The following is a 17,785-nucleotide window of genomic DNA, read 5'->3' as shown; positions in this document are numbered from 1 at the left end:
ATCGACCAGGCGTGGTGTCAAATCAATTTGACACCAAACTTAACTATCGATCGATGCGATTTGATTGGAGCAAGCTGTTCGACGAACTGAAGCGCGAGGGGCAGTTCGGCAGCGATGCGCAACTGGCCGACAGCCTGGGGCTTACGCGCGCGCAAATCTCGGCATGGCGCACCGGCAAAAGCGATCTCGGCATCCTGACCAAGATCAAGATCCTCGATGCACTGGGTCACGACACGTTGCGTACGTCGCTGTCGAGCTTGCTGCCCGAGAAAAACCGGGAAACACAGGCAGCACAGCATGCAAAGCTTCTTGCGCGCATCGACCGAATCCGATCGGGAGTAGGCGTCGTGCCCGCAGAGCGGGACGACGCGGCCGACTCGCCCGTAGTAGCGAACAATCTTCTCGGCGAATTGCCCATGGACGAGCGCAAGCGCATCGAGCCCCATCTGTCGTGGGTCGCGCTGCCGCTCGGGCATGTGGTGTATGAACCGGGCGATCACCTGAGCCACGTCTACCTGCCGACGACGGCGATCATTTCGATGCTGTACGTGATGGAAAACGGTTCGTCCGCGGAAATTGCCGTGGTCGGACGCGACGGGCTGCTTGGCGTCGCGCTGTTCATGGGCGGTGAAACGATGCCGAACCGGGCCATCGTCCAGAGCGCGGGCGAAGCGTTCCGCCTGAGCGGACAGATCGTGAAAGAGGAATTCGCGCGCGGCGGTGCATTGCAGCGCGTGTTTCTGCGCTACACGCAGGCGCTCATCACCCAGATGGCGCAGACGGCCGTGTGCAATCGCCATCACTCGATCGCGCAGCAATTCTGCCGTTGGCTGCTGCTGAGCCTTGACCGGCTGGATTCGCGCAACGTGCGGATGACGCAGGAACTGATTGCCGACATGCTCGGCGTGCGCAGAGCCAGCGTGACGGAAACCGCAAAACGGCTTCAGGAAGAAGGCATCATCCGTTATTCGCGCGGATTGATTGAAGTCGTCGATCGCAGCGCCCTCGAGCGGCGCGTGTGCGAATGCTACATGGTAGTCAAGAGGGAAAGCGACCGGCTGCTGTCGCAAAAGTAGGTACTGCCTGGGCTGCGTCCCGCCATCGACATAACACGGATGCCTGCCGAACACGTTTCTCAGCCAGTCGATGTCCATGCTGTCCCAATTGCCCATGTACCGGGTCTTCCGAAAACGCCCGATCTATTTCCCGACCTGATTGCCGACCACCCCGCCGACGGCCGCGCCGCCCACCGTGCCCAATGCACTGCCGCCCGTCAGTACCGCGCCGGCGACGCCGCCGACACCCGCCCCGATCACGGTGTCCGTTCCACGGTGAGACATCCCACCGCAACCTGCCAGCACGACAATCGTCATGGTGACTATCGCCATCTCGAGTGCCACGGAATCTAGCTTTCTCATGATCATCTCCTTTGGGGTGCCGCGGCGCCGTCTGATCCGGCACGGCGTACGGAGGCCCATGCGCTGACATCTCGATGAAATTCGGGACATCGGTTCATGATGGCCGGTCGATCGCGCGCAGTCGGTCCGCTAACGTACCGGCGCGGATGCCGATCTGCCGCGTCACTGAAACACCGCTTGCGCCGCCCCCAGCGTCACGACCACGCTGTGGCGGCGACCGTCGTCCACGAGCCGCACCGCCGCTTCGCCGGCGGCGAGCCGCACGCCATCGACCACGAGGCGGGACACGCCGCCGCTGGCGCCGCCCGGATTCTCGACGACGATGTCGTAGTGCGACGCGCCGTGACGCAGCGTGGCCCTAAAGCCCGGCCAGGACAGCGGGATGCACGGTTGAATGGACAGAATGTCGCCATGCCTGCGCAGACCGAGCACGCCTTCGACGCCCGCGCGATAGAGCCAGCCGGCCGAGCCGGTGTACCACGTCCAGCCGCCGCGGCCGACATGCGGCGCGACGGAATATACGTCGGCCGCGACCACGTACGGCTCGACCCGATAGCGATTCGCCCCGCTGCGCGTGCGGCTGCGATTGACCGGATTGAGCAGCGCGAACAGCTTCGCGGCGCGATCGCCGTCCCCCATTTGCGCGAACGCAAGCACCGACCACGTGGCCGCATGCGTGTACTGGCCGCCGTTTTCCCGGATGCCGGGCGGATAACCCTTGATATAGCCGGGATCGACCGACGAACGATCGAACGGCGGCGCGAACAGCAGCGCCAGGCCATCGTCGCGGCGGATCAGCCGCGCGTCCAGCGCGTCCATCGCCTGCGCGGCGCGCGCCGGGTCCGCCGCGCCCGACAGCACGCTCCACGACTGCGCGATCGCGTCGATCGAACATTCGGCGTTGTCGGCCGAGCCGAGCGGCGTACCGTCGTCGAAGTAGCCGCGCCGATACCACTCGCCATCCCATCCCGCATCGGCGAGCGCGTCGCGCAACGCGTCGGCGCGCGTCAGCCAGCGCGCCGCCAGATCGCCCGCGCCGCGCGCCGCGGCGAGCGGCGCAAACGCCGCGAGCGTCGCGTGCAGGAACCACCCGAGCCACACGCTTTCGCCCCGCCCGGCTTCGCCGACGCGGTTCATGCCGTCGTTCCAGTCGCCCGTGCCGATCAGCGGCAGGCCGTGCTCGCCGACATGCGTGAGGCTGGACTCCAACCCGCGCACGCAATGCTCGAACAGCGACGCGCTCGTTTCCGAGATGCGCGGGACGAAGAACGCATCCTGCTCGTCGGCGGCCAGCGGCCGCCCGTCGATGAACGGGATCGACGCATCGAGAATCGCCCGGTCGCCGCTGACGTCGACGTAGTGCGCGACCGCATGGGCGAGCCAGACGCGGTCGTCGGAGATCCGCGTACGTACGCCGCTGCCGCTTTCGGGCAGCCACCAGTGCTGCATGTCGCCCTCCGGGAACTGGCGCGCCGCCGCCCGCAGCAGATGCTCGCGCGTCAGGGCCGGGCGGGCGGCCGCAAGCGCCATGCCGTCCTGCAGCTGGTCGCGAAAACCGTACGCGCCGCTGGCCTGGTAAAAGCCCGCACGCGCCCAGATCCGGCACGACAGCGTCTGGTACAGCAGCCAGCGGTTCAGCATCAGATCCATCGCGCGGTCCGGCGTCTCGACCTGGAGCGCGCCGAGCGTCTCGTCCCAGAACGCCGTCACGGCGGCGAATATCGCATCGAGATCCGCCTGACGGTAATGCTCGACCAACTGTCGCGCCGCCGCCGCATCGGCGCCTTCGCCGAGCAGCAAGACGATTTCGACGACACCGCCGGGTTCGAGATCGACCGTGGTCTGCAACGCGGCACACGGATCGAGCCCGGCGCCGACCCGGCCCGACAGCGGCGGCGCACCGACGCTGCCCGGAAAACCGGCGGGATCGCCCAGCACGCCATTGCGGCCGATGAACTCGCGCCGGTCCGCGCTCCAGGCGGTTTGCAGGCCGCATAAATCGGCGAACGCCACCCTGCCGCGATACACCTGACTCCAGTCGTTGCGGGCAAACAGCGCTCCGGTCGGCTGATCGATCTCGCTCGCGGTGTGCGGCGCCGCGACGCTGCGCGACGCACCCAGCGCCCACTCCGCATAGGTTGCGACGGACAGCCGGCGGGGCCGGTCCGACAGGTTGCGCAAGCTCAGGCGCGAAATCTTGACGGGATCGGCCAGCGGCACGAACTGCAGCAATTCGACGGCGACCTCTGCGGCGGTATGCGCAAACCGGCTGTAGCCCTGGCCATGACTCGCGACGAACGCGGTCGCGCCCGGCGCATCGTCGCCGATCGGGTTCGCCTGCGGCCCCCAGCGCATGCCGGTCTCGTCGTCGCGGACATAGAACGCCTCGCCGGGCGGATCGGTGACCGGGTCGTTCGACCACGGCGTCAGCGGATGCTCGCGGCTGTTCGTCACCCAGGTATGGCCGCCCCCTTCCGCCGAGGTCAGGAAGCCGCATGACGGATTCGCGACGACGTTGACCCACGGCATCGGCGTGCATTGACCGGGCTGCAGGGTCACCACGTATTCGCGGCCGCCGCGCGCGAAACCGCCGATGCCGTTGAAGTATTCGAGACCGGCGCCGGCCTGCGCGCCCTTCGGCCGCGCAATCGTCGGCGGCGGCAGCGGCGCACGTGCGGCATCCGCGCGGGCGGGCGGCGGTGAACCCGCGAGGCGGCGCAACTGGTCCACCAGCCGGCCGTTGCGCGCGGCGAGCACGGCGCGCGCGACCGACGGAAACAGCGCGCGCGCCGCCGCCGCCATCAGGTCGTCGCGCAGCACGAAAATACTGCCGCGCCCGGCTTCGTCCGGCGGCTGCCGGGTCCGCACCAGCCCCTCGAGCGCCGCCTGCAAATCCTGCACGTACGACGCCGCGCGCTCGTTGATGATGACCAGATCGACCTCGAGCCGCTTCATCCGCCAGTACTCGTGCGCGCGGATCAGCTGCCGCACCATCGCGATGTGCTCGATGTCGTCGATCCGCACCAGCAGGATCGGCAGATCGCCCGATACGCCATGCGTCCATAGCGGCGACGCGCCCACGCCGCCCGCCGCCGACACCGCCGCTGCATGGCGCAGCAGCGCGGCGGACCCCGGCCGCATCGACGCATCGCTGTAGAGCATGTATCCGGCCAGTTGCTGGAACAACGCGGCCTCGTCGAGGCTCACCGCGCTATGCCGCAGTTGCACCTGCGCCTGGGTCCACGCGAGCATTGCCGCCCGCGCGAACGATTCGCCGTCGCGATGCTTGTCGACCAGGTCGAGCAGCTGCGCGCGCGAATCCGCGACGATGGTCCAATAGACGATGCTCGCCTTCGCGCCCGGCTCGATGCGCAGCCGCTGCCGCAGCGTGAACGCCGCGTCCAGTACCGAGCCTTCGCAAGCGCCCAGCGCACGCTGTTCGGTCAGCGCAAGCGGCAGGCGAACGCTGCGCCCGCGTCCGATGACGCGCAATCGATCGGTGTCGAATTCTTCCGCGCCGACGGTTTCGCCGGAGGTCACGGCCAGATGCGCGGCCCAAACTTCCGCCTCGTTCGGCGCGCGCTTGCGCCGCGTCGCCAGAATCGCGCCGGACGCCGGCACGTACTCGGTTTCGATGAACAGTTTCGAGAATGCGGGATGGGCATGATCGGCGGCGGGCGGAGCGAGCACGATTTCCGCGTAGGACGTGAATTCGATCACGCGTGGCCGGGAGCCGGTATTGGCCACCGACACCCGCCGCACTTCCGCATCGTCCTCGGCGGATACCACCACCTCAAGCGACGTCGTCAAGGTGCCGTCGCGACGCACGAACTCGGCGCGATCTTCGGTGAACGTCACTTCGTAGCTGTCCGGCACCACGCCGGTGGGCTGCCACGTGGCCGACCAGACCTCGCCGCTCTCGGCGTCGCGCAGATACAGATAGCTACCCCAATCGTCGCGCGTCGCGTCTTCCCGCCAGCGCGTGACGGCCAGATCGTCGCGGCGGCTGTAGCCGGAGCCCGCGGCCGTGAGCATCACGGCGTAGCGGCCGTTGGACAGCAGATGCGTGACGGGCGCGGGATCGTCCGCCGACAGCAGGCGCCGTGCAACGCCGGCGTCGACGCCATGCATCCTGCCGGCGGGTCTGGCGTCGACCCGCGGCCGCCCTGCCGCGACCCGGCCCGGCACCCGTTCCTGCAACAGCAACTCGGTGGCGCGCACGGCCGGCTCGCCATGGAAGAAGGCGCGAATGCGCCCGCCCAGCAGTGCATTGGCGATCGACACGATCGACATGCCCTGGTGATGCGCCATGAATGCCCGCACGATCGCAACTGGCATGCCTTCCGGCACGCGCGCGGGCGTGTAGTCGAGCGCTTCGTAGAAGCCGAAGCGCCCGCACGCGCCGGCTGCACGCAACCGCTCAAAGTTGCGCGCGGCGGCGTTCGGCGCGACCATCGCCGCGAGCGCGGTCGCATAGGGCGCGACCACCAGGTTCTGGTCGAGATCGCGCTTGAGCCCCAACTCCGGCACGCCGAAGCTCGAATACTGATAGGTTAGCTCGATGTCGCGTGTGTTGTACGCCGATTCGGACATGCCCCACGGCAGGCGCAGCCCGTCGCCGTAGGCGATCTGGCGACGCACCACCAGCTGATTGGTGCGCGCGAGCAGGCTGCTGTCCGGCGCGCGCATCACGAGCGACGGCATCAGGTATTCGAACATCGATCCCGACCACGAGATCAGCGCCGCGCCGTGCCCGATCGGCGTCGCCAGGCGGCCGAGCCGGAACCAGTGTCGCGCCGGGACATCACCCTTCGCGATCGCGACGAAACTCGCGAGGCGCGCCTCCGATGCCAGCAGATCGTAGTTGCCCGGATCGAGCCGCCCGTCGCCCACCGCGTAACCAATCGACAGCAGATTGCGCACCGGGTCGAGCAGAAAGCCGAACTCCATCGCATAGGCTATCTGCAACGCGGTATCGGCCAGCGTATGCAGGCGCTTGTTCAGCACGTCCGCTTCGTCCGGCGTGCGCGTCGCGTCGCGGCAATGCCCTTGCACCGCGTGCTCCAGCGCCTGCGCCCAAAACAGCACGTCGTCGACGTCGCCGCCCCGCACCCCGCCGACCTCGTCCGTCAGCGCGCGCGCGACATCGGCGACCGTCGCGGTGAGGATCGTGATCTCGGACCATTCCGGCGCTGCGGGGCCGTCCGGGGCGCCGACTTCCCGGGCCGGCGCGGCGAGCGTCTCATCCAGCTCGGTCGCGGCCTGCTCGAATTCGCCGTGCAAGGTCGTCCGGGCATCGCCATCGCGGCACACGGCCTTGCGCAACAGCGCGAGCGTGTCACCGATCCCTTCGTACGCGGCCTGCCACCCCACACCGGCGGGCTGATTCGCCCAGGCCCGGCAACCGTTGCCGAGGGCGATCAGGTGGCCGGCAAGATTGCCGCTGTCGACCGACGACACGTACTTCGGCTCGAGGGGCCGCAGGTCGCGCGTGTCGTACCAGTTATAAAAGTGGCCGCGATAGCGTGACATCAGTCGCATCGTCGCGACGGTCGCCTCCAGCCGCGACACCGCGTCCAGCGTACCGAGCCAGCCAAACTCGCGGGCGCTGACGGCAGACAGCAGGTATAGCCCGATGTTGGTGGGCGAAGTCCGGTGCGCGACGACGGGCTTCGGGTCCTCCTGGAAATTGTCCAGCGGCAGCATCTGATCGTCCGCCGTCACGAACGTCTCGAAATAACGCCAGGTCCGGCGCGCGTCGCGCCGCAGTTGACGCGCATCGTGCGGGGCCACCGGCAGCTCGCCCGCCGACCGTGGTGCGCGGCTCAGCCAATACGCGATCGCCGGCGCGGCAAGCCAGACGAGTACGAACGGCACGGCCAGCCAGCCCGTATGACGATCGAAGCGCCAGCCCGCCATCAGACTGGCAGCCGCGACAAGCAGCGCGAGCGTCACGCCGCCGCGCATTTGCAGATAGGTGGGCGCGAGGGTCCGCCGGTCGCGCGCACCCGCTGCGGCCGCCGTGGTCCATTCGAGCAGATGGCGACGGCTGATCGCCACACGAAACAGCGTACGCGCGATCGCGTCGCCCATCGACCACGCCTGCTGCGGCAACATGACGATCGACAGGCCGAACCGCGTCAACGCGAACCGCAACTCCATCGACCATGCATGGAGCACGCTGCGCGTGGTCATCTTCACGTGCGTGCGCCGCCAGCGCGGCACCAGCCCGCTCAATACAGGCAACAGGAACGGCAGCGCGATCGTCACCAGCACGAAGGCGCTCCAGGCGAGCGATACGGGGAGCGGCAGCATCCATCCGGCCAGTAGCGCGACCAGCATGGCGGGCGCCGTGAGTGTGCGGCGCAGGTTGTCCAGCATCTTCCAGCGGCCGACCGCCGTCAACGGTTCGTGGCCGAACAGCAACCAGGGCAGGAGCTGCCAGTCGCCGCGCGCCCATCGGTGCAGGCGGCTCGCGGCGACGTCGTAGCGGGACGGCGACGCTTCGACAACCTCGATATCCGACGCCAGTCCGGCCCGCGCGAAAATACCTTCGAACAGATCGTGACTGAGCACCGCGTTCTCCGGCACGCGACCGGCGAGCACCGCCTCGAACGCGTCGACGTCGTAGATGCCCTTGCCCGCATAGGATCCTTCGTCGAACAGATCCTGATAGACATCCGATACGGCTGACACGTAAGGATCGATGCCGTGCGCGCTCGACGACACGCGCTGGAACAGCGAACCCTCGTCGCCGCTCGCGAGCGAGGACGTGACGCGCGGCTGAAGGACGCCGTAGCCGCCGACGATGCGCCGGCTCGCCGAATCGAATACCGGCCGGTTGAGCGGATGCGCCATCTTGCCGACCAGGCGGCGCACGGTATCGCGCAGCAACCGCGTATCGGCATCGAGCGTGATCACGTAGCGCACGTCCGGCGGCACGTGCGGCGTCCGGCCGGCCGCCGCGATGAACGTCGTGTCCGATGCGCCGCGCAGCAATCGATTCAGCTCGTGCAGCTTGCCGCGCTTGCGCTCCCAGCCCATCCAGCACCGTTCGCCGTCGTTCCATACGCGCTTGCGGTGCAGCAGCAGGAAGCGCTCGCCTTCGCCCGGCGCAGCCGGATAAAGGCGATTCAACCGGTCGATGCCCTCCGTCGCGGATGCCAGCAACCTGTCGTCGCTGTCGGCGTGCGGCGTGGACGCGTCCATCCAGTCGGAGAGCAAAGCGAAGTAAAGCGCGCCGTTGGGGCTCGCCAGATGATGAATTTCCAGTTGCTCGATCTGCTCGCCGAGCACAGCTTCCGTTGTCAGCAGCACCGGCACGGCGACCATCGTGCGCAGGTCCGGCGGAATGCCGTCGAGCAATGCGAGGCCGGGCAGGATCTTCGCGCCGACATCGCGCATCACGCCGCGATTGACGAGCGCGACCGCGGCATCCAGCGCGGGTAGCAGGCCGGCGACGCCGAGCCAGATCAGCCAGTGACCGGGCGGTTCGACACGCGTGAGCCACGCCAGCATGCCCGCCAGCAGCAGCGCGACGATCAGCCCGATCCGGCCGAGATAACCGCCGAGACCGGCGTGGCGTGTCAGGCGCCGCAGCCACAACGCGACGGGCGGCCGATAGCCGATCTCCGCTTCGAGCGCGGCGCGGCCGTTCGCCAGCAGGTAGTAACCGGGATCCGTCTCGGCGGCCGGCCCGCAGCCTGCACCCTGCGCCGCCGCATCGGCGACGACGCGGCGGGCAATCTCGAGCTCGCTGACGGGTGCGCCGCGGGCCAGCGCTTCAACCGCGTCGCGATACAGGTTGCGCGTGGGGAAATCCATCTCCGCGAAGCCTGGGTGGCTGCGCAGTACCTGATCGACCAGGCTGACGCGCTCGAACAGATCGGTCCAGTCCACCTCCGAAATCAGCCGCATGCTGGTGATCACGTTGCGCACGGTCAGGCTGGCGGCGCCCTGCTGATGGTTGACGGACGCGACAATTTGGTCCGGCGTCGCGCCGCGCGCCGCCAGGTGCCGATGCAGCCACGCCAGTGCCGGCGCGACGGCCGGATTGGGATCGTGCAGCCGCTGAATCAGCTGCACCGCGAACGCATCGTGCAATACGGCCTGCTCGTAATTGGCGACGAGCGGCTCCGCCGCGACCCGCGCCTGGCCGCCCTCGCCGAGCAGGCGATCCGCGAGCGCGTCGGCGTCGAGTCTCGCGCGCCGGTCGTCGATGATCTGATCCGCGAGCCGTCGCAGGTTCTCGATCAGCACGATCCGCAGCGTGATCGCCACCGCCCACAGTTCGCCGATCGTCAACGGTTCCACGGCCTGATAGGCAAGCATGAAACGACATAGCGCATCGGGATCGAAACGGCTGTCGGTATGGGCGACGAAGGCCCAGTTGATCTCGAACACGCGCGGATAACCGGCGAACGGGCCGTTGCCGAGTTTGGGCAGTTGCCGGTAATAACGCGGGGAGAGATCATCCCGGATCTGCCGCACCTGTTCCGCGACAAGATAGTAGTTGTCGAGCAACCACTCTGCCGCAGGCGTGATTTCTTCGCCGCGTGCGTCTGCGGCCGCCGTGTTCTGGTAGGCCTTCAGCAGATGATCCGCGTTGTCCTTCAGCCGCGTGGCGAGCGACGGGCCCGCTGCCACACCGGGCAGCACCTTCTGCGCGCGAGCCAGGCTGCCCGCATGCTGCGCCAGTCGCTCCTCGCCGAAGAACTCCTCGCGAATCGGCCGGGCATTGCTCCATGGCGATGTCCGGCGTCGCGACACACGCGCAACGTGAATCTTCAAGGCGCTTCCTCCCCCATCGCCGCACCATCCGCAGCGGCTTCATGCCCGGCACACCCGGGCCGTCAGGCCGCTTCCGACAGCGATTTCGCGATGGGTTCGCACCGCAACGCTCCGTGCTGCGCGGATCGGACGGCTGCGTTCTCGCACGCCAGCGACACGAAGGCATCGCGAGTCGTATGCAGCGCGTTCGCCGTCCGATCGATGTCGTGCACGATGCGCTTTGGCAAGCACAGCTCGATGCGCACCGAATTCGACGTCATCCGGCTCAGGTCCAGATCGATGAACCGCCAGATCCCGTCCCCGGCATCAACTTCCGACGCCTGCAATACCGACATGTCCGTGGTCGGTGGCGGAACGAGACGCGCGGAGCGGTCGTAGCGGGCCATGACCCGTTGCTCGGCGGCCGCTTGCAGCTCGCCATACGAGTCGCCCTCCACGCCGACCTCGGGGAAATCCGGAAGCGCGCCGCGATAGCGGGGCTGCCCATGCTGCGTGATGTAGATCGGATATTTCATTAACCGCTCCCGGCTGAAGAACGTGACGAACGTCATCGTGCATCGCGCAGGCTCGTCGAGTCGGTACGCTGAAGAACAGTCTCCGGGAAGCGTTTCGTGGTGCGCTGCACGTCGTTCACACACCGGATCGCCCGATATTTCGCTATCCGGTCACGCAAGCGCAGCGCGCGCGATCGAGGTACGGCACCGTACCGATCGGCATGGCGATAGGGCGCACGCTCGCATCAGGGCTTCTGCCCCTGTTGCCAGAACGCCCAAGACGACCCGAGATGCAGTGCGCCTCATCGCTCATGCGCCAGGTTGTCGTCACCGAAACGGAGCGTCACCATGAATCCCATCACACTCGTGTTATCTGCCGCGTTCGTCCTCGCGGCATTCGCCATCGGCGCGTGGGGCCACCTGTATCTTGCGGCCCCCCTTTTCATCGTCGCGGTCCTGATCGCACTGTCCGTGCGGGTCGCCAACGTCTGGGAGAAGTTCGTGATCCTGCGGATTGGCAAGCTGCAAAGCGTCAAGGGTGCCGGTTTTTTCATGATCATTCCAATCCTGGACAATGTTGTCGCGATCATCGACGAACGCATTCAAACCACCGCCTTCAACGCCGAACAAGCGCTGACCAAGGACACCGTGCCCGTCAACGTCGACGCCGTGATTTTCTGGCACGTCCATGACGCGCAGAAAGCCGCGCTCGCCATCACCGACTACCGGCAGGCAATCGACCGCGTTGCGCAAACCTCGCTGCGGGAAATGATCGGGGCATCGATGCTGGCTGCCTTGTTGTCGGATCGCAAGGCGGCCGACATGCACCTGCGCGACGAGATCGGCAGAAAGACCGTGGATTGGGGCGTGACCGTCCGCTCGGTCGAGACCCGCGATGTTGCGATCCCAGTCGCGCTGCAGGATTCGATGTCGCGCCAGGCGCAAGCCGAGCGCGAAAAGCAGGCACGGGTGATCCTCGGCTCGGCGGAGGCCGAGATCGCGACCAAGTTCGTCGAAGCGGCGCAGGTCTACGAAAATCATCCAGGTGCGCTTCAGTTGCGAGCGATGAACATCATCTACGAAACGACGAAGGAACGCGGCGCGACGATCCTGATCCCCAGTGCGATGGTTGACAGCCTGAATCCCGTGCTCGCGCTTGCGATTGCCGGGTATGACGCGGCGGGCGCCGCGCCGGTGCCTGCGCTCAAGACAGCAGCGTGATCGCTAGCTCGTATTCGCTCCCCCGCGACGCCTTGCGCAGATCGCCCGGACATTGCTAGAACGGGGTGTACCCCACACGATTTGATGACGAGACTGTTGCGAATACTCCACCGTGGGCAGGAGGCGGAAATTGCTTCATCACATTACAACGCGGGGTTGGTCGCGGCAGGGGTGGGTCCCCCTCTCATTCGAGGTCGGCCGTGGATCTTCACCTAGCATCGATTGATGATCGCCATGAACGTATCGTTGCAAGGAGATAGTGGCCGCGTTCACCTCACAAAGGCTGATCGTCGAATTGCAACTGGTTCGTCACCGAGACGATGCCGTCGACGCGCCAGGCGACTGTTGCTACGAAATTCGCCTCGTTCGCGTCGGCAACCGAGCCGACAAGCGTCGCGATGACGGTGTATCACCTTGCGGGCGACCCACGCGCCCTTTTCCGCGCCTTCATTTCTTGTTACTCGTTGGTTTGATGGTATGTCTGAAACCCGCTGGCTTGACATCCAGACAGCAACCATTTGATTTTAAACAGATGTTTAGAGGTGGCGGGGCGCAACCCCGCATGCAGTCCAGATCGCTCTAACCGGAAAATTGCATGGAGATCAAGGTTAGCAGTCAAAGCAAGTCCCGGCTAATGCACATGAGTTGCCAGATCCTCTGGCATAGCTGGCGCAAACCACCTACGCCGCGCGGAGTACTCCCACGGTTCAATCTCATCGGTGCGTGCGATTACGTTGCGGTGCTGCTTCGCGAGCCCAGCCTTATCTCGCGCCATCTCTCGTATGCTATTGAGGCGAATGGCCGCCATGTGATCACGTGCTGGCGCCACCATCGTCATGCCCCGTTTGACCCAGCAGCTTGCAGCCTTGCGTCAGCAACGCGACGAAGTCGCTGCCGAGGTTGAACGACTGGTGATTGCTCACCCTCTTTGGCTGGTCCTGACCAGCATGCCGGGAGTCGGCGTCAGGACCGCCGCCAGACTCCTGACCGAAGTTGCCCACAAAGCCTTCGCCTCGGCCGCTCATCTGGCGGCCTACGCTGGTCTTGCCCCGGCCACCCGACGCTCTGGCTCATCCATCCGCGGTGAGCATCCATCCAGACACGGCAACAAGGTATTCAAGCGCGCCTTGTTCCTGTCCGCCTTCGCGGCATTGCGGGACCCAGTCTCATAATAGTCCTACCCCAATTGGTACGCTCTTGGCAGACGCACGCGAGGCGGAATTGCAAACACGCTAGGCGGCAGGAGTCCTATGTGTCCATCGCATCAGGACCAAATTGCTCCCGTCGCGCTGTATGCGCACACATTGAGATGGAAGTGTCCACGGGTCGGGACGATGCGAGTCGTCAATGTGCTCCAGCCAAGCTGTCACCGCCTCCACCTCCATGCTCAGTTGCCACTCGGTGGCCGTGTTGAGCAGATCGAGTGTCGAATCGTCAAGATTCCAAGCGTACTTCGCGAATGTGTCCTGCAAGCGATTGAAGTTTGGTTCGGCCCAAGGGTCGTGCTCCTTGACCAGTCGAACAAAATCACATTCAAGCAGGTCCTGCACAATACAGATCAGCCTCCCCAGCTCTTGCCCTGCCTGGCGCCCCTTCAGTACCGTTGTCCACTGTCCCCAACGAACATCCAGTTCGTCGAGCGCGACTTCATACGGGCAACGTACGTCATGATATTTGGTTGCGTCAGGATCACATTCCTGCCAAAAAATTCCGTCACCTCCAATGGGCATCCCGAACCAACGACAACGGCAAGTAGCATGGCGCTCTCGGAGCGGTGCGACGAGACGTTTATAGAGAGCCACAAATGGCGGCGGATTAGGTACCAGATCTCCTGTCTGCACGAAGAAATCAAACATCGTCCGAAACAAATAATTCAACCGCTTATCATCGACGACATGCTTAATACGGTCATCAAACACTTGACGCTCAGACTCCCACTCCACATTGACTGATTGCAAATATGGCTTTACGGAATCAGCAGGCGGACAAATAGAATAAAGTTGCCCAAGCTTCTGAGCATAGGGAGCACACTCAAATATTTGGCTTGTATGATATATAAATATATCTTTCTTCGAATATTGAGCCGCCGCTTCCGTTACATCGCCGATCCACCCTAAGATGCGACTCGGCACCTCGCCCAATCCCTCGTCCGTGGGCCCATTTCCGACGAGAGGCCATTTGGCGCAATGCGTGCGCATCACGTTCCGCAGTGCAGCGATGCGCCCCTCTAAAATCGTACCGTAGTGACGCGGGGGATGAACAACCTGCAACTGAGATGCATGAAAAGGGCACGATGCCAGCCATACCACTTCGTGAAACACACTGTGGTAGCCAAGTTCGGCGCATTCAGGACAGAAACGTATAGTGAATTCGTTTCCGTCCCCAACATCGAGTCCATAGGTACCGCATTGATTCAGGCCGAGGCCAAGTCGAATTACAGTAGATACTGTTGACTCAGGCTCGCCGAGCGTGGCAGCCAGCCGTTCGATTTCCTCGTCCGGCGACTCAGACGGACGATCTGGACGCCATGCCAAAACATCGATGCCCTTTCGGAAATTGACATGATTGAGTTCGCAAAATCGCAAAAAAATGCTGATCTTGGACTCGTACGGCCTCAGGCATCCTTTCCACCAATTGAATTCTGGATAATCCATATTAAGATGGCGGACAAATAATACGCATATGGTCTGAGAAATTCGTTCTGGCCAACCGCTTCAGCCAGTTTTCATACGACGTGACTTCCTCCCACTCGCCACCACGTGCCAATTCGTAGAGCGTCGCCTCGATGGTTCGAGCAATATGTTGCATGGGAAATTCACCAAATCGCCTCGCGTTGTCGGGGGATAGTTCCTGAAGAGCCGTCCAGATATCAGCGCCACATTCGGCCAACCGCCGGCCACGGCCGAAGCACTCGGGTGCGAAGTACTCGAGGAAAGATATCTCACTGTCTTCAGGCCAACGAGAATCAATGTCGTAGCCATTCAACACATAGTCCAGTTCGTCCTTCGTACGGAGGCCGTGGAATTGAGCATGAGACGCCATGAATCGCGCAGAAACGTGAGCATTTCCGGTTCCGGCGAAGTAGTCATACTTGTAGTTCAGTTGATGAGACCCTATCGAAATGACACTCAGCAGATACCCTTTGTTATCCAGATCGTTCTGTAGTCCCATCAACCACTGCCACTCGCGCAATGTCATGCCCTGCGCTTCGTCGATTAGCAGGATCACATAGTTTCGACGCGCCCACTCGGCAATTGCGATGAACCGTTGCAGACATAGATAGCGCCCCTCCGCACGCGGCGGCGGCTTCGCCGCATTGACCAGTACGAATCGAGACGCCAGCAGCAACATGTGCCAAAAACCTGCCTCACTCAGATGGCTATCAGGCGGGCGAATCCATACAACCAGCGGCAGCTCGATCTCGAAGCGCTCGCGTAGCACCTGAGACAGGAAGTACTTGACGCACTTTGACTTCCCCAGCCGTGACGCACCTCGCAAATATGCGCCCGGGCACTGCTGATCGATCCAATCACCAATCTGGGAAATCATTTCGTTCATGGGTGGCGTATAGACCGCATACTGCTGCGTGACGATACAGTGCCGTGGGTCAATATGTGCTGGGAGCGAGAATGTCATCACGACCTCGTTGAGGCGATCCGACGGGGCGGCAAAGGTAAGGGAGTGTCCCGTCGCTTAGCGCTGGATGAGCGATCTTTTGAGGTACGCGTTTCAATCTTCTCGCCATCTGACGCCTCCTCTGCGCGTTTCAGTGCGCCATCAAGCATCGTGTCTCCAACCGATCCTGCCGCGGCAGCCGTCAGGATGCGACGGGCCTCCAGGTAGGCAGGATGAACCGGTAGTTTTCCTTTAGGCTGCGCTTCTGAGAAATGCACGAACGCCTCGACCGGATCCATCCCCGGAGAAGCGCGAAACTTCCCGCTCCTGTTTGCCTGGCAAATCGCCGTACGTACAGCCAAGCTGTGTGGCAATCCATTCCACGGAGGCGCTGCTCGCAGTATCCCCAACGAAGTACCGTTGATCTCGGCACCCATTGCGATGCGAGCATCGTTCTCTCTATGTGCGATCACCCATATCTTCGACCCAGCTAGATCATGCCGAATGCCCAGGATCTCGTTCGAATACGTGGCGTTGAAGAATTCGACGTACGGTCGTCGCCCAGTGCTGGCTCCACCCCGCACCGTACAAAGCTTCCGAACACTGAACATCGAGTTGACCATCTCAGGTTCCACATGTCGCAACACCGAAGATGAATGGCGATAGAGGAACGCTGCATACTCCAGAGGGGTGCGGTATCCGATACTCCGATGAGGCGTGCTGTTGTAGTTTGCGATCAGGATGTCGAGAATTTCTTCTGCATACTCGTATTGGAAGCGGCTCGTCAACGCCACGGCGTCCGGATTGCGACCTTTCTTATCTTGCGGCTTGGCGCCAGTCGTGTTGGATAGTCGCTGAAATCCACGTCCTGCCAAATGGCGATTGAACGTCTCGATGAAAGGTCGATCATCTTTGCTACGTCGCTTCGAAAACGAGCTTGATGGGTCAAGTAGTTTGGATCGAACGACATCTTCCAGAGATCGGCGAACATGCTGACATGTCTCTGCAAGTGCGCCATCTACGCTTGTCTCGTCCCAGCATAAACCAACATAGTCCGGGCCGAGCACCGACAATAGCCCTGCGCCAGGTATATAAGCATCCTCACTAAATGTCACTTGCCGCGGCGTCCAGGGGTTCAGCGATGCCTTGATCGCTCGAAGGACGTCGTCGGTCGACACTTCCCGTCTTAGACTGAAGTAGTACCCAATGACCGCTCGAGAAACAACTTCGAGCAAGACAACCACCCAGAGCCGATGGACCATTTTCTCAACAAAGCCGCCCCCGATCTGCGGCAGGAGCACACAGAACCGCCCGTCGATTTTATGCGCGTCCATCTCTACTCGCTGCATAAACCGGGAAACTGGGCGGTTAGTCCCATCGCCCGTTGCTAGTTTTTTGACCATATCCGGCCCCCCTGCCTCATGCGCCATTACTTTGGGGTTCGCCAGCAGGACTTTCTCGACGTAGCGCCTGATCGAGTAATAACCGAGACTGACAGTGTTAAAGGGCCATTCGTCGCGTATCTCGTAACCAAGCGCTCGAAGCTGATCAAGAAACCAGTTGTGATGACGAGTCTTCGCGCGCTTTATCTCGGCAAGCTTGTTCGTGCGCGGGATAGTCAAAATCCTGGCGTCGAAACTTTTCCTCAGTTCCGGATGAGCGTCGAGAATACCCTGCATTGCACCGGCCGCACCGCCACCATAGACATCTACGTGGATCCGTTTGATTCGATGGTACGGGCGCATTCGCACGTACGGCATCAAACCCCGCCATCCAAACTCTCGGCCATCCTCATGAGTCTCGAGGCAACGCTCGTTGATCAGCCGATAGGCCTGCTTCGCGCTAAGCGATGTTGCTTTCTTGATCGACTCGGGTGATTCCCCGGCCAGGTACAGCTCAACCGCCTTCTTCCTCGCGAAATAAAGCGCTTGTCGAGAGTCAGTCATCGTACCTACGTCGGGCGTCACCCACTTTGAAGTGTCATGGGCCCGTCCTCGCACTATCCGCTGCGAAAACACTGGCAGTTCTTCGGAGTCTTCAACTGACATCCCGCCCTCCTCGCCATCGGAGCGACACGCTCAACTCATCTGAGCGCCGTCCTGACAACACCTGTCCGAAAGAAGGCTAGTACATCAAAAACGCATGCACGGGATTAGTTACAAAATCACCAAAATGCTGGGATGAGATACAATTTTATGCAAATTTTCTCCTCGTGAATTTGTTCCCGGGATCCCGGAGACGCCCTAT

The 17,785-nt window shown here is 63.3% G+C and carries 8 protein-coding genes and 1 pseudogene; 3 read left to right on the top strand and 6 right to left on the bottom strand.

Going from position 1 to position 17,785, the window contains the following annotated elements; translation table 11 throughout:
- Positions 1-53: 53 nt before the first annotated feature.
- Entirely contained in the window at positions 54-1,076 is a 1,023-nt protein-coding gene (locus JMF86_RS28020) for a helix-turn-helix domain-containing protein (protein ID WP_011548848.1), read from the top strand.
- Positions 1,077-1,199: 123 nt separating this feature from the next.
- Here JMF86_RS28020 and JMF86_RS28015 read toward each other — a convergent pair whose 3' ends face one another.
- The 3 genes from JMF86_RS28015 to JMF86_RS28005 all read right to left on the bottom strand — a co-directional run bounded on the left by JMF86_RS28015 (position 1,200) and on the right by JMF86_RS28005 (position 10,723).
- A complete protein-coding gene (locus tag JMF86_RS28015) occupies positions 1,200-1,418 on the bottom strand; it encodes a glycine zipper 2TM domain-containing protein (protein WP_041489507.1) in 219 nt (72 codons plus the stop codon).
- A gap of 162 nt (positions 1,419-1,580) precedes the next feature.
- A complete protein-coding gene (locus tag JMF86_RS28010; RefSeq protein WP_050809581.1) occupies positions 1,581-10,208 on the bottom strand; it encodes a GH36-type glycosyl hydrolase domain-containing protein in 8,628 nt (2,875 codons plus the stop codon).
- Positions 10,209-10,270: 62 nt separating this feature from the next.
- Positions 10,271-10,723 (bottom strand): type II toxin-antitoxin system HicB family antitoxin, encoded by a 453-nt coding sequence (locus JMF86_RS28005; protein WP_011548845.1) that lies wholly within the window; start codon positions 10,721-10,723, stop codon positions 10,271-10,273.
- A 327-nt stretch (positions 10,724-11,050) separates the two neighbouring features.
- Here JMF86_RS28005 and JMF86_RS28000 point away from each other — a divergent pair, with 327 nt between their 5' ends.
- Positions 11,051-11,923 carry a slipin family protein gene (locus JMF86_RS28000; RefSeq protein WP_011548844.1) on the top strand — a complete coding sequence of 291 codons (873 nt, stop codon included), beginning with the start codon at positions 11,051-11,053 and terminating at the stop codon, positions 11,921-11,923.
- Positions 11,924-12,747: 824 nt separating this feature from the next.
- A pseudogene (locus JMF86_RS27995) lies at positions 12,748-13,092 on the top strand (transposase); the annotation flags it as partial.
- Positions 13,093-13,155: 63 nt separating this feature from the next.
- Here the strand turns inward: JMF86_RS27995 and JMF86_RS27990 are convergent.
- The 3 genes from JMF86_RS27990 to JMF86_RS27980 are packed head-to-tail and all read right to left on the bottom strand — an operon-like array spanning position 13,156 to position 17,586.
- A complete protein-coding gene (locus JMF86_RS27990; RefSeq protein WP_011548842.1) occupies positions 13,156-14,577 on the bottom strand; it encodes a hypothetical protein in 1,422 nt (473 codons plus the stop codon).
- Position 14,578: 1 nt separating this feature from the next.
- Complete coding sequence (locus tag JMF86_RS27985) at positions 14,579-15,559, bottom strand: ATP-binding protein (protein ID WP_011548841.1); 981 nt, start codon at positions 15,557-15,559, stop codon at positions 14,579-14,581.
- Positions 15,559-17,586, bottom strand: coding sequence for a hypothetical protein (locus tag JMF86_RS27980; RefSeq protein ID WP_011548840.1), 2,028 nt, complete (start codon positions 17,584-17,586; stop codon positions 15,559-15,561). Before JMF86_RS27980 ends, JMF86_RS27985 begins: the two co-directional genes overlap by 1 nt.
- Positions 17,587-17,785 lie beyond the last annotated feature (199 nt).

It is taken from the genome of Burkholderia sp. E168m15, from assembly GCF_016586105.1.
In the GTDB taxonomy this organism is placed as follows: domain Bacteria; phylum Pseudomonadota; class Gammaproteobacteria; order Burkholderiales; family Burkholderiaceae; genus Burkholderia; species Burkholderia orbicola.
This window is presented reverse-complemented; position numbering and strand designations above follow the sequence as displayed.